11 protein-coding genes are annotated in these 13,459 nt (G+C 58.8%); 3 read left to right on the plus strand and 8 right to left on the minus strand.

Annotation, left to right across the window (positions count from 1 at the left end):
* Positions 1–161 precede the first annotated feature (161 nt).
* Complete coding sequence (gene fdhF / locus V1587_RS04410; protein ID WP_371899541.1) at positions 162–2,309, minus strand: formate dehydrogenase subunit alpha; 2,148 nt, start codon at positions 2,307–2,309, stop codon at positions 162–164.
* 256 nt (positions 2,310–2,565) lie between these two features.
* Here fdhF and V1587_RS04415 point away from each other — a divergent pair, with 256 nt between their 5' ends.
* A complete protein-coding gene (locus tag V1587_RS04415; RefSeq protein WP_262752520.1) occupies positions 2,566–3,297 on the plus strand; it encodes a response regulator in 732 nt (243 codons plus the stop codon).
* A gap of 3 nt (positions 3,298–3,300) precedes the next feature.
* Here V1587_RS04415 and lpxO read toward each other — a convergent pair whose 3' ends face one another.
* The 7 genes from lpxO to V1587_RS04450 all read right to left on the minus strand — a co-directional run bounded on the left by lpxO (position 3,301) and on the right by V1587_RS04450 (position 10,514).
* Positions 3,301–4,209, minus strand: coding sequence for a lipid A hydroxylase LpxO (lpxO, locus tag V1587_RS04420; protein WP_371899540.1), 909 nt, complete (start codon positions 4,207–4,209; stop codon positions 3,301–3,303).
* A 143-nt stretch (positions 4,210–4,352) separates the two neighbouring features.
* On the minus strand, positions 4,353–5,357 hold the full coding sequence (locus V1587_RS04425; RefSeq protein ID WP_371899539.1) for a carbohydrate kinase family protein: 1,005 nt from the start codon (positions 5,355–5,357) through the stop codon (positions 4,353–4,355).
* On the minus strand, positions 5,357–6,217 hold the full coding sequence (locus V1587_RS04430; protein WP_048226469.1) for a ketose 1,6-bisphosphate aldolase: 861 nt from the start codon (positions 6,215–6,217) through the stop codon (positions 5,357–5,359). The genes V1587_RS04425 and V1587_RS04430 overlap by 1 nt, the downstream gene beginning before the upstream one ends.
* Before the next feature lie 10 nt (positions 6,218–6,227).
* Positions 6,228–6,914: a D-lyxose/D-mannose family sugar isomerase gene (locus V1587_RS04435; RefSeq protein ID WP_371899538.1), complete on the minus strand. Its 687-nt coding sequence runs from the start codon at positions 6,912–6,914 to the stop codon at positions 6,228–6,230.
* A gap of 113 nt (positions 6,915–7,027) precedes the next feature.
* A complete protein-coding gene (locus V1587_RS04440) occupies positions 7,028–7,969 on the minus strand; it encodes an ABC transporter substrate-binding protein (protein ID WP_021242935.1) in 942 nt (313 codons plus the stop codon).
* Between the two features lie 32 nt (positions 7,970–8,001).
* Positions 8,002–8,997, minus strand: a complete 996-nt coding sequence (locus tag V1587_RS04445; RefSeq protein WP_234651745.1) for a ribose ABC transporter permease — start codon at positions 8,995–8,997, stop codon at positions 8,002–8,004.
* 2 nt (positions 8,998–8,999) lie between these two features.
* Positions 9,000–10,514: a sugar ABC transporter ATP-binding protein gene (locus tag V1587_RS04450; RefSeq protein WP_371899537.1), complete on the minus strand. Its 1,515-nt coding sequence runs from the start codon at positions 10,512–10,514 to the stop codon at positions 9,000–9,002.
* Positions 10,515–10,747: 233 nt separating this feature from the next.
* Here V1587_RS04450 and V1587_RS04455 point away from each other — a divergent pair, with 233 nt between their 5' ends.
* On the plus strand, positions 10,748–13,027 hold the full coding sequence (locus tag V1587_RS04455) for an ATP-binding protein (protein WP_395314516.1): 2,280 nt from the start codon (positions 10,748–10,750) through the stop codon (positions 13,025–13,027).
* A gap of 69 nt (positions 13,028–13,096) precedes the next feature.
* Entirely contained in the window at positions 13,097–13,420 is a 324-nt protein-coding gene (gene yjdP, locus V1587_RS04460; RefSeq protein WP_033144428.1) for a DDRRRQL repeat protein YjdP, read from the plus strand.
* Positions 13,421–13,459: the final 39 nt, after the last annotated feature.

Raw genomic sequence — 13,459 nt, forward strand, 5'->3', positions numbered from 1 at the left:
CTCTCTGAATTAAAATGCAAAGATGTAATTCTTTTTCGCGAAAATTACATTATTTCTGCGAGCCGCTTTCCAGAATATTAATTGATATTATTGATGTGTTAATCGGAAATAAAAAGGGAGTGAATATTTCACTCCCTTTATTCATCGATGAATTAACGGCTTCAACCCATTGCGCTTTCGCGCAGTCGGGCTTTTAGCTTGTTATATTCGTCGATCACATACTGTTCCGCGGCGTGCTGATCCGCAATCGGCTCAACGTTGACGGCGCAGTATTTATACTCCGGCGTTTTGGTTATCGGACTTAAGTTCTCGGTCACCAGCTCGTTACAGGCACCAATCCACCACTGGTAGGTCATATAGACCGCCCCTTTGTTTGGACGATCGCTGACCTGCGCACGGGTGATGATCCGCCCTTTTCGCGAATTCACCCACACCAGCGCCTCGTCCTCAATACCAAGGCGCTGCGCATCGGCGGTGTTGATTTGCGCGTAGCCCGGTTCGTCCGCCAGCGCGGCCAGCGCGGCGCAGTTGCCGGTCATTGAACGGCAGGAGTAGTGGCCCACTTCACGCACGGTGGAAAGCACCATCGGATACTCATCGGTGAGTTTATCAATGGGCGCGACCCAGTCGCAGGTGAAGAATTGCGCCAGCCCGTTCGGGGTGTCGAATTTCTCCTTAAAGAGATAGGACGTCCCTTGATCGGCCTCCGACTCATCCCGGCACGGCCACTGGATGTATCCCAGCTCACCCATTTTTTCATAGGTGGCGCCGTAGAAGTCCGGACACAGGCTGCGCAACTCATCCCAGATCTCCTGGGTGTTGTTGTAGTGCATCGGGTAGCCCATACGGGTGGCGATTTCACTGATGATCTGCCAGTCCGTTTTCAGATCCCACTTCGGCTCGACCGCCTTGAAGAAGCGCTGGAAGCCGCGGTCCGCCGCCGTGTAGACGCCTTCATGCTCGCCCCAGGAGGTCGACGGTAAAATCACATCCGCCGCCGCCGCGGTTTTGGTCATGAAGATATCCTGGACAATTACCAGCTCCAGATCCTCAAACCCTTTACGCACCGCAGAGAGCTCGGCATCGGTCTGGAGCGGATCTTCACCCATGATGTAGGCCGCACGCACTTCGCCATGCGCCGCGCGGTGCGGCAGCTCGCTGATGCGGTACCCGGTGTGTTCCGGCAGGCTTTCCACGCCCCAGGCCTTCGCGAATTTGGCGCGATTTTCCGGGAACTTCACGTACTGGTAGCCCGGATAGGTATCCGGCAGCGCGCCCATATCGCAGGCGCCCTGGACGTTATTCTGACCGCGCACCGGGTTCACACCAACGTGGGCTTTACCCAGATTACCGGTCAGCATGGCGAGGCTGGTCAGGGAGCGCACGGTTTCCACGCCCTGGTAGAACTGGGTCACGCCCATACCCCAGAGGATCGCAGCGGTTTTTGCCCCGGCATACATCCGTGCCGCCAGGCGGATCTCCTGCGCGCTGACGCCGGTTATCGCTTCTACCGACTCCGGCGTATAGCCTTCGACTATTTTCTTGTACTCTTCAAAGCCTTCCGTACGGGTCGCGACAAACGCCTGGTCGTACAGGTTCTCCTCAATAATGACGTGCCCCATTGCGTTCAACAGCGCGATGTTCGAGCCGTTTTTCAATGCAATGTGCATATCCGCAATGCGCGCGGTTTCAATTTTGCGCGGATCGCAGACGATGATTTTCGCCCCGTTCTGTTTAGCGCGAATAACATGGTTCGCGACGATAGGGTGAGAATCCGCCGGGTTATAACCAAAGATGAAGACGAGATCGGTGTTATCTATCTCGTTGATGGCATTACTCATTGCGCCGTTACCGACCGACTGGTGCAGACCTGCAACCGATGGGCCGTGTCAGACGCGAGCGCAGCAGTCGACGTTATTGGTACCAATAACGGCGCGCGCGAATTTTTGCATCACATAGTTGGTTTCATTTCCCGTCCCGCGGGAAGAGCCGGTGGTCTGGATGGCATCCGGGCCATACTTGTCCTTGATGGCGCTCAGGCGCGTGGCGACGTAATCCAGCGCCTCGTTCCAGGAGACGGCTTCCAGCTTGCCGCCGCGCTCGCGGCGGATCATAGGGGTTTTCAGGCGCGGGGTGAGGATTTGGGTATCGTTAATAAAATCCCAGCCGTAGTAACCTTTCAGGCATAGCGTGCCCTGGTTGGTTTTCCCCTGTGCGGCCTCCGCCCGGACGATTTTGCCGTTATCGACCACCAGGTGGATCTTGCAACCTGAGGCACAATAAGGGCAAACCGTGACGACTTTTTTCATCAGTCTGCTCCAGTTAATCGAATCATTCGCACTCACTATGCAGCTTCTATGCCATGTTTTTTGTATGGGTATACCCTGACTTTACGGTCCCTTCGCGGTGAAAACCCTGACAAAAAGCAGTCAATCGTCAAAATTGACGTGTCGACAGGGCAGCGGATGTGACATGGGTTGAATTTCCGTCACTGAAAAAACCTTTTGACTGGAGCCGACGGCAGAATGGTTCAGACTTAACATAATCCCCTGACGGAAGCATACGATGAAACCGGCGATCCTGGTGGTAGATGACGATACGGCAGTCTGCGAACTGCTTCAGGACGTGCTGAGCGAGCACGTCTTTAGCGTGCTTGTCTGCCATAACGGCCAGGATGCACTGCGCCGGGTACAACAGGAGCCGGATATCGCGCTGGTGCTGCTGGATATGATGCTGCCGGATATCAACGGCCTGCAGGTTCTGCTGCAGCTGCAAAAGCAGCGCCCGGCGCTACCGGTTGTGATGTTAACCGGGCTGGGGAGTGAGTCAGACGTGGTGGTGGGGCTGGAGATGGGGGCCGACGATTATATTGGCAAACCGTTCAACCCGCGCGTGGTGGTTGCCCGAGTGAAAGCGGTGCTGCGCCGTACGGGCGTGCTGGCGGCGGAAGCTCCCGCAGCACCCGTCGCGGGCATTGCGTTTAACGGATGGACGCTAGATACCACCCGCTGCGAGCTGAGCGATCCGCAGCGTAATCCCGTGCCCTTAACTCAGGGCGAGTACGGCCTGCTCCTGGCGCTCACGCAAAATGCCCGTCGGGTGCTGAGCCGTGACCGGCTGCTCGAGCTGACCCACAGCGAAAGCGCAGACGTGTTCGACCGCACGATTGACGTGCTGATCATGCGCCTGCGCAGGAAAATCGAGGCTAACCCGCATCAGCCTGCACTCATTAAAACGATCCGCGGGCTGGGTTACGTGTTTGCCACCGACGTGAGCCGGCCCGAGCAGGCGGCATAAGGCTTACGTTATTGCCGGAGCAATGATGGCGGCAAAGATTGCAGCGATGCACAAATACTTAAGGGCGTAATAGGCCTTACGGTTTCTTTTTTTCAGACGCTGCCCCCGCTCGCGACCTGCATGAACGTATTTAAAGATGCGGTTTATGCCGCCGGTGCTGTCATTCTCGTCATTCGGTGAGCTGGCTGCAGACATTAGCGTGGTCCCCACCCAATGGTTAACCGCCTGCGCCCAGCGCCATTTCATCGGACGCTCAATATCGCAGAAGAGAATAATGCGCGTTTGATCCGTTTTATTCTCTGCCCAGTGGACGTAGGTCTCATCAAAAATAACGGCTTCACCATCCCGCCAGCTGTGGCGCTGCCTGTCGACTTCAATAAAGCAGCGATCGTCATTTGGGGTGAATAAGCCCAGATGGTAACGAACCGAGCCCGCGTACGGGTCCCGGTGCTTGCCAAGCTTCGCTCCCGCCGGCAGCTCGGCAAACATGGCCGCCTTCACCGAGGGGATTTCACTTACCAGCCGGGTCGTCACCGGGCATAAAGACTGCGCGGAGGGATGGGCATCGGCATACCACTTCAGATAAAAACGTTTCCAGCCGCGTTTAAAAAAGGTGTTAAAGCCAGCGTCGTTATTATTTTCCGCCGCCTTAATATGATGCTGCAAACGCAGGGCCTCTTCGCGAATAACCAGCCAGTTTTCCGTCAGCTTATTTAATTCCGGGAAGCGTTCTGTTTCAAAGAAAGGCTGCCTGGCGGGCAGGGAAGAAAACGCTGTCATAAACATATTGATGGGCGCCATGAACGTCGAATGGTCGAAGAGCTGACGAGAAAGCGTCTGTTTTTCTTTGCCGCGTGAATGCGCATAAATAACGCTGATAATGAAAATACCGATGATGATGGCTGCGAACATTTTTCCCTTGTCCTCTTTCTATCTCATTTCGGAAAAGCGTGCGGACAGTGTGCTGCCCACGCCGAATATGCCAGATGGAGAGAGTGTAGTTCGGGGATGTAAAATTCATAGAACTGTAATGAAATATCGCAATTATTGTTAAATTAAACGCTCTCGCGAATAAACGCCTGCAGCTCGGCCAGCGTTTTTGCGCCGTCAATCGCATTGGCGGCCAGCAGGCTTGCCCGCGCGCAGGCGTGCGCCAGATAAATGCTCTCCGTGAGCGGGAGCGATTCATGGCAGCCGTATAAAAAGCCTGCGCAAAAGGCATCGCCCGCGCCGACGCTGCCGATAATCTCTTCCTGCTCCAGCATCCATGACGGGATCCAACGACCTTGCTCACCCGGCGCTTCTCCCCATGCGCCTTCGGGGCAGTGGATAACCACCCGCTGGCGAACGCCGGCCGCCAGCAGCTGCGCCGCGGCGTCGGCGATATGGGCAACGTGCGGGGCGTCGTTTTCGTCACGCATTGTCAGGCCGCTAAACTCACCGGCCTCCAGCTCGTTAATCACCAAATAGTCGAGATGGCGAAGGGCAGGGAGCACCAGCGGCTGGTAGCGCGGGTCGCCCTTGCGGGATACCAGATCGAGCGACGTTTCATACCCCTGGTCGCGCATTTGCGCCAGCAGCCGCGCGCTGCGGGTGCCGAACTCGTCATCGGGCATATCCAGGCTGTCGAGCAGCAGGAGATAGCCGAGATGGAAGATCTTCATCGATCCGTCTAAGCGATCGAAAGCGGGAAGATCCAGCAGGCGGTTGGCCCCCGGCGAGTGGAAAAAGGTGCGCTGTCCGCTGGGATCGGTCATCACCTGAGACATGGAGGTTGGCGCAAAGGTGGTGCGCTGTACGCGCTGGCGGTTGACGTGGTACTGGTCGAGCATCGCCAGAATGTAGTCCCCGTCAGCATCTTCGCCAATCAGCCCCACCGCCTGCAGCGGCAGGCCAACGTGCATTTTTGCCAGCGTCAGCAGGACGTTGAGCGGCGCGCCGCCGGTTGAGCGTTCGCTGTGGGTGATTTCCGCCAGCCAGCCGCGCTCCGGCCACTGCACGATCTGGTGGACGTGATCCACCAGCATGTTGCCTGCGGCAATGATCCCTTTACGTTCCATTATGCCTGCCCCGCGCTGCCGAAGATGCGCATCTGTTCAGCGACCGTATCCGTAATCGCCTCTTCTATCCCCAGCAGCAGCTCGGCAAACTCGTCGTAGAGCGGCTGGCGTTTTGCCATACGCTGCTCCACGGCGGCGAGCGCGGCCTGCGACATCCCGGTATAGAAATTGATTTTATGAATGCCCAGCTCGATGGCACGGCGGAAGTCGGCATCGCTAATCCCGGAGCCGCCGTGTAAAACCAGCGGCAGCCCGGTCTGCTGGCGAATGGCGTCCAGGCGCGGGAAATCGAGCTTCGGCTCGCCTTTATACTTGCCGTGTGCGTTGCCGATGGCGACGGCCAGCGCGTCGATGCCGGTTGAATCAACAAATTCACGCGCCAGTTGCGGATCGGTGAAGAAGGCTTCATCCGCATGTCCGTAAAGCGCGCCGCCTTCATCACCCCCGACTGCACCCAGCTCCGCCTCCACCGAGACGCCCACCGCGTGGCACATCTTCACCACTTCCCGCGTCTGGCGAATGTTCTCCTCGTAGCTCAGCGTAGAGCCGTCGAACATCACCGAGCTGAACCCTAAGCGCAGGGCGCGCACCACCGCCTCGAAATGCAGGCCGTGGTCGAGATTGAGCACCACGGGAATGTCGTGACGGGCGGCTTCGAACTTCACCGCTTCGACAAGGGAATCCAGCGACACGTACTTAAAATGCACTTCGGCGATATTGATGATAAACGGCGAGCGCTCCTGCTTTGCGGCGGCGAACAGCGCGCGCAGGAAGTGGGAGTCGAGCACGTTAAACGCGCCCAGCGCATAGCGGTGTTGTCTGGCGTGCGCAAGACCGTCGGCAAGAGAAATCAATGGCATCATTCACCCCTTATATCCGAAACAGGTTGTACTCGTTGCACAGCACCAGCAGCGCCGGCTCGTCTTCTTCTATGTTGTTATAGCGGGCAACGGGCTGCAAAAAGTGGTTATCGTGCTCGTCGTCATTGACCGAGGACACTTCCCCGACCAGCACGTCGCCGAAGCCGCGTTCGCCCCAGAAGCTGTGGTAAAGACCGGGCGTCAGGCAGATGCTTTCCCCTGGCGTGAGGCGCAGCTGGCTGCCGGGCGCGTGGGTTTGACGGCAGCCGTCGACGGTGACCGTCACGTCGGTGTTTTCCGTCTCTTCATGCGCCCCGGCATTCCATAACTCAATAATCAGATTCCCGCCGCCCCGGTTGATAATGTCTTCCCGCTTGCGCCAGTGAAAATGCATCGGCGTCACCTGGCCGTCGCGCACGTGCATGATTTTTTCGGCATAGCCTTTTTCATAAGGCACGCCGTTGGGCGAGCCGTTGCGTAGCGTAAACAGCGTCAGGCCCTCAGCGGCAAAGCTGTTGCCGCCGAACGCCGTCACGTCCCAGCCGAGCCTGAGGTCGAACACCTCCTGCCATGCGGCCTGGTCAAGCTGCTGCCATTTCGTTGGCGGAAAGCTGGCAAACGGCGGGAGATGCACGTCATGCATGGAAAAGAACTGTCGCGTGTGGCCGAGAATTTCATTGATGTCGGAGCGTTTCATGGGGACTCCTTGAGTTACGTGCAAAACCTTCCCCCTCACCCTAACCCTCTCCCCAAAGGGGAGAGGGAACTTGACCACCCTCTCCCCTTTGGGGAGAGGGCCGGGGTGAGGGGTTACTTAACCGTCCAACCCTTATAGGTACCGACGTTCTTTTTATCGATCATCGTCACCGGGATCAGCACAGGCGCTTTCGGCGCAGGTTTGCCCTGTAGAATGTCATAGCCGATCTCCACCGCTTTTGCCGCCATAACCTGCGGATCCTGCGCCGGGGTTGCGACAAACAGGGAGTTTTCGCGCTTCAGCGCTTCCTCACCGTCCGGTGAACCATCCACGCCGACGATAAAGAACTCATTGCGCTGCGCCTGCTTCGCGGCCAGATCGGCGCCGATCGCCGTCGGATCGTTAATCGCAAACACGCCGTCGATCTTCGGATTGGCCGCCAGCAGGGAGGTCATGACTTCCAGACCGCCTTCACGACTGCCCTTGGCGTTTTGGTTATCCGAAAGCACCTTGATATCCGGATGTTTTTTGAATTCCGTCTGGCAACCTTCCACGCGGTTTTGCACCGCTGAGACCGGCGGTCCGTTGATGATCACCACGTTGCCTTTGCCTTTCAGGCGATCGGTAATGTACTTACAGGCCATCTCACCCGCCTGGGTGTTATCGGAGGTGATGGTGGCATCAGCCCCTTCCGCCGCGACGTCAACCGCCACGACCACGATCCCGGCGTCCTTCGCGCGCTTCACCGCCGGACCGATCCCTTTGGAATCTGCGGCGTTGAGGATGATCATGTCCACCTTCGCGGCGATGAAGTTGTCGATCTGCGCCACCTGCTGGCCCAGATCGTAACCGCTGGAGACCAGCGTCACCTTGACGTTATCCCCCGCCAGCTTGCGCGCTTCCAGCTCGGCACCTTTGGTGATCTGCACGAAGAACGGGTTGGCCAGGTCGCCCACCGTCACGCCGATGGACTTCAGATCTTTTGCCTGCGCAAACGGCGTTGCGGCAAGCAGTGCGCCAGCACAGAGCGCAGTTACTAACGGTTTCAAACGCATATGGTTTTCCTCGAAGCTGTAGGGTGTTGTTGTTATGCACTTTGATGGTGTCGGGTACGGTATTTGTCGATCAGCACCGCTATGATGATCACCGCCCCTTTGATCACCAGCTGCCAGAAGTAGGAGACGCCCATCAGCGTCATGCCGTTGTTGAGGGTGGCGATGATCAGCGCGCCGACCAGCGTGCCGGTGATCGTGCCGATCCCGCCGACGAAGCTGGTGCCGCCGAGGATCACCGCCGCAATCGCATCCAGCTCGTAACCCGTGCCGAGGTTGCCGTTGGCGCTGTAGAGGCGCGAGGCGCTCATGACGCCGCCAAGGCCGGAGAGCAGGCCGCTCATGCCGTAGACAAACAGCAGCACCAGCCAGACCTTGATGCCGGTCAGTCGCGCCGCCTGCATGTTGCCGCCCACGGCGTAGATGTGAACGCCGAGCGTGGTACGGCGCAGGATGAACCAGCACACCACGATGACCGCCAGGGCGATCACCACCAGCCAGGGAATTGGGCCGAGATAGTTATTGCCGATCCACTCGAAGTTGATGTTCGAGTTAATGACCGTCGTGCCGTCGGCCAGCAGGTACGCCGCGCCGCGCAGCGCCGTGTAGGTGCCGAGCGTGACGATAAAGGGCGGCAGCCCGGCAAAGGCCACCAGCGCGCCGTTAAACAGGCCCAGCACCATGCCGAGCATCAGCGCGGCGGGAATGGACAGCCCGGCGAATTCGGGAATGAGCGATACCACCATCGCGGCCACCGCCGTGGTGCCCAGAATAGAGCCCACGGAGAGGTCAATCCCGCCGGTTAAAATGATGAAGGTCATTCCCGCCGCCAGCACGATGTTGATCGACGCCTGGCGGGTAATGTTGAGCAGGTTGCTCTCGGTGAAAAAGTTAGGGGCGATAAAGCCAAATACCGCCACAATCAGGATCAGAATCGGCAGGATACCGACCGTTTGCATCAGATCGCTCATCAGCATTTTTTTTGCGGAGGCGGATTTCGCCACCTGCTGCGGACTGGTTGAATGTGTCATGGTTACACCGCCTGATGATGAGTGTCGTTCACGCCGGTTGCCAGCGTCATGATGTTTTCCTGAGAGATGTCGCGCCCGTGGAGCTCTCCCGCAATGCTGCCTTCGCGCATCACGTACACCCGGTCGCTCATCCCCACCACTTCCGGCAGCTCGCTGGAGATCATTAAAATCGCCACCCCTTTGCGCGCCATCTGGTTCATGATGCGGTAGATCTCGCTTTTCGCGCCGACGTCCACGCCGCGCGTGGGTTCGTCCAGAATCAGAATGCGCGGGCCGATGGCGACCCAGCGGGAGATCAGCAGCTTCTGCTGGTTGCCGCCCGAGAGCCCGCCCGCGCGCACCTGAGCGTGCGGCACGCGGATGTTAAGCAGGGCAATGGCGTCATCGGAGATGGCCTGCGCTTTTTTGCGGTTTAACATGCCGAAGGTGGCGTCGCGCTCCAGCGTCGCCATTGTGATGTTCTCCTGCGCCGCCAGCTCCAGAAACAGCCCCTGCTCCTTGCGGTTCTCGGTGAGAAAACCGATCCCGTTTTCGATGGCCGCGCGCGGGGAGTGGATCACCACCGGCTCGCCGTCGACCTCAATCATGCCGCCGGTGGCTTTACGCACGCCGAAAATCAGCTGCGCCAGCTCGGAGCGTCCGGCCCCGACCAGCCCCGCCAGCCCGACGATTTCACCGGAACGCACCTGCAGGCTGCAGGGCTGTACTTTTTTACCGTCGGTGAGGTGGTGGACGTTGAGACGCGGGCTGCCGAGGGGAATATCACGCTCTTTGTTGAACAGGTCGCTTAACGGGCGGCCCACCATCATGCGCACCAGCTCGGAGGCGTTGAGCTTGTCGCGCGTCAGGCTGCCGACGTACTGCCCGTCGCGCAGGACGCTGACGCGGTCAGAGAGTTCATACACTTCCGCCATGCGGTGGCTGATATAGATGATTGCCATCCCTTCATCGCGCAGGCGCAAAATCAGTTCAAACAGGCGATGCGTTTCCCGCGAGGAGAGGGCGGCGGTGGGTTCATCCATCACCAGAATGCGGCTGTTGCGGTGCAGCGCGCGGGCAATTTCCACCTGCTGCTGTTCGGCTATGGTCAGCTTCATCACCAGATCGGTGGCGCTGAACTGTGCGCCGAGGCGGTCAATCACCGCCTGCGCCTGGGCAGCCATCTCTTTGCGCTGCACCATCCCGCCGCGCGACAGCTCGCTGCCGAGGAAGATATTTTCGGCTACGGTCAGATTGGGCGCGAGCTGCATCTCCTGATAAATCAGGGTAATGCCTGCGGCCAGCGCATCTTTCGGCCCTTTAATGTGAAACGGCTGACCGTCGATCAGGATCTCGCCGCTGGTCGCGGTATAGGCCCCCGCGAGGATTTTCATCAGCGTGCTTTTTCCCGCGCCGTTTTCGCCCATCAGCGCGTGGATCTCACCGGGAAAAACCGTCAAATCCACACCCTTGAGCGCGTGGAAACTGCCAAACGTTTTGGCAATGCTGCGCATCTCTAATACCGGGGTTCTGCTCATGGCGGATCTCCTGTGAATGCCGATTTCTGCACTTCATCACAGGTGCGTAAATGCAAAATGTCAGAAGCTGTTCATATTTGTCATAGTTATGAATAGCTAATGTGGATCACAGTTATTGAATTACCCTCACCCCGGCCCTCTCCCTGAAAGGGAGAGGGAGCAAATCATTCCCTCGCCCCTTTGGGGAGAGGGTTAGGGTGAGGGGACACCAAACCGCAAAGGAGCCTCAATCCATGCCATCACGCCCCCCGTTCTTCGCCAGCGCCCGAGGCCGCCTGCTGATTTTCAATCTGCTGGTGGTCGCCGTGACGCTGATGGTGAGCGGCGTGGCGGTGCTTGGCTTTCGTCACGCCAGTCAAATCCAGGAGCAGGTGCAGCAGCAAACGCTGGACGACATGACCGGCAGCATGAACCTGGCCCGCGATACCGCCAACGTGGCGACGGCGGCGGTGCGGCTCTCGCAGGTGGTGGGGGCGCTCGAGTATAAAGGGGAAGCCGAGCGCCTGAAGCAGACGCAAATGGCCCTGCGCCATTCGCTGGAGCAGCTTGCGGAGGCGCCGCTGGCGCAGCAGGAGCCGGCCCTGGTGGCGCGTATTATTCAAAGAAGCAATGAATTACAGCAGAGCGTGACGGAGATGCTGGAGCGCGGACAGCGACGCCATCTTGAACGTAACGCGCTGCTGAGTTCGCTGTATCAAAGCCAGAGCTACCTGCACCATCTGCAGGACATCAACCGCCGTTCTGACAGCAACGTACCGGATGCGCAGCAGCTGATGGAGATGGACCGGCTGATCGCCGCTGCCATCGACACCCCCTCGCCGCGCGCGACCGTTCAGCAACTGGACGCCGTAGCCGCGATGCTGCCCCGGGATGCCGCACAGCCGGTAGTGAAGGCGGTTTTGCCAGATTTTAACGCCGAGCTAGGTAAGCTCGCCCCGCTGTCGAAGCAGCTGGAGGAGAGCGATCTGGCGATAAGCTGGTATATGTTCCACATCAAGGCGCTGGTGGCGATCCTCAACGGCGACATCAATCAGTACGTGGAGCAGGTGGCGCAGGCCTCCCGGCTTCGCACCGCCCAGAGCCATCACGAACTGCAATCCATCAGCGTATTTATCACCATTTTCGCCGTGCTGGCGCTGATCATCACCGGGTGTGCCTGCTGGTATATTTATCGCAATCTGGCCTCCAACCTGACGGCGATTTCCCGGGCGATGTCGCGCCTTGCTCACGGCGAGCAGGATGTGTCCGTTCCCGCCCTCCAGCGGCGCGATGAGCTGGGCGAGCTGGCGCGCGCGTTTAACGTTTTTGCCCGCAACACCGCCTCGCTTGAGCACACCACGCGCCTGCTGAAAGAAAAAACTACGCAGATGGAGATCGACCGTATTGAGCGTCAGGGGCTGGAAGAGGCGCTGCTGCACAGCCAGAAAATGAAAGCCGTAGGGCAGCTGACGGGCGGGCTGGCGCATGATTTTAACAACCTGCTGGCGGTGATCATCGGCAGTCTTGAGCTCACCGACCCTGAATCAAAAGACGCGCCGCGCATCAGCCGGGCGCTGAAGGCGGCCGAGCGTGGTGCCTTACTGACGCAGCGCCTGCTGGCATTTTCCCGCAAGCAATCCCTGACGCCGCATGCGGTAGAGATGCTGCCGCTGCTGGAGAACCTCCGGGAACTCCTGCGTCACTCCTTGCCCGCCACCCTGACCCTGGAAATTGAAGCGCAATCCCCGGCATGGCCCGCGTGGATTGACGTCAGCCAGCTGGAAAACGCCATCATCAACCTGGTGATGAACGCGCGCGATGCGATGGAAGGGCAAAGCGGGGTGATTAAAATTCGCACCTGGAATCAGCGCGTCACCCGCAGCGACGGGCGCAGGCAGGATATGGTGGCGCTGGAGGTCATTGACCGCGGCAGCGGCATGTCGCAGGAGGTCAAATCCCGGGTCTTTGAACCGTTCTTCACCACCAAACAGACCGGAAGCGGAAGCGGGTTAGGCCTGTCGATGGTCTACGGCTTTGTGCGCCAGTCCGGCGGTCGCGTGGAGATTGAAAGCGCGACGGGACAGGGAACGACCGTGCGGCTTCACCTCCCGCGCTCGGTGCTGCCCGCCGCTGCAGTGGATGAAGCGCTGTCAGCCACCGCTTCCGTCGAGAGCGAGCGTCTGGTGCTGGTGCTGGAGGATGAAGCGGATGTCCGTCAAACCCTGTGCGAGCAGCTTCATCAGCTTGGCTATCTGACGCTGGAAGCGGACAACGGCGAGCAGGCACTGAGCATGCTGGCGGCGTCGCCGGATATTGGCATGTTTATCAGCGACCTGATGTTGCCCGGAAGCCTGAGCGGGGCCGAGGTGATTAGCCATGTACGCAGTCACTATCCGCAGCTTCCGGTGCTGCTGATCAGCGGCCAGGATTTACGACCCACGCATAATCCTCAGCTGCCGGACGTTCCGTTATTGCGCAAGCCGTTTACGCGGGCGCAGCTGGCGCAGGCCCTGCGGAAGGTCATGGTAATTTGAGATTCCTCCGCTACCCCCGTTTTCTGCCGTTGATTATCGTAAAGCCAGTTCACCTGCGAGTCTGGCCTTATGAAACGTTACTCAACTGCTCTGTTATTTGGTCTGCTGTCACTCACCAGCCAACTGGCTCATGCTGACATTGTTGATGATGCTATTGGCAACATTCAGCAGGCGATCAACGATGCCTACAACCCCAGCAGCAGCCGCAGCAATGACGACGACGATCGTTATGACCGCAGCCGTCAGATTGACAGTCGACAGTACGACGATCGTCGTCGGCAGCTCGAAGACCGCCGCCGCCGTTTAGACGAGCGCCAGCGCCAGCTGGATGACGACAGGCGTCGGTTAGAAGAGGATGAGCGCAGGTTAGAAGACGATTACGATCGAGGTTAAGTGCGGCCTGTTGCCCTCACCCCAACCCTCTCCCACGGG

It is taken from the genome of Enterobacter sp. ECC-249 (assembly GCF_043965265.1).
GTDB classification, from domain to species: domain Bacteria; phylum Pseudomonadota; class Gammaproteobacteria; order Enterobacterales; family Enterobacteriaceae; genus Enterobacter; species Enterobacter quasiroggenkampii.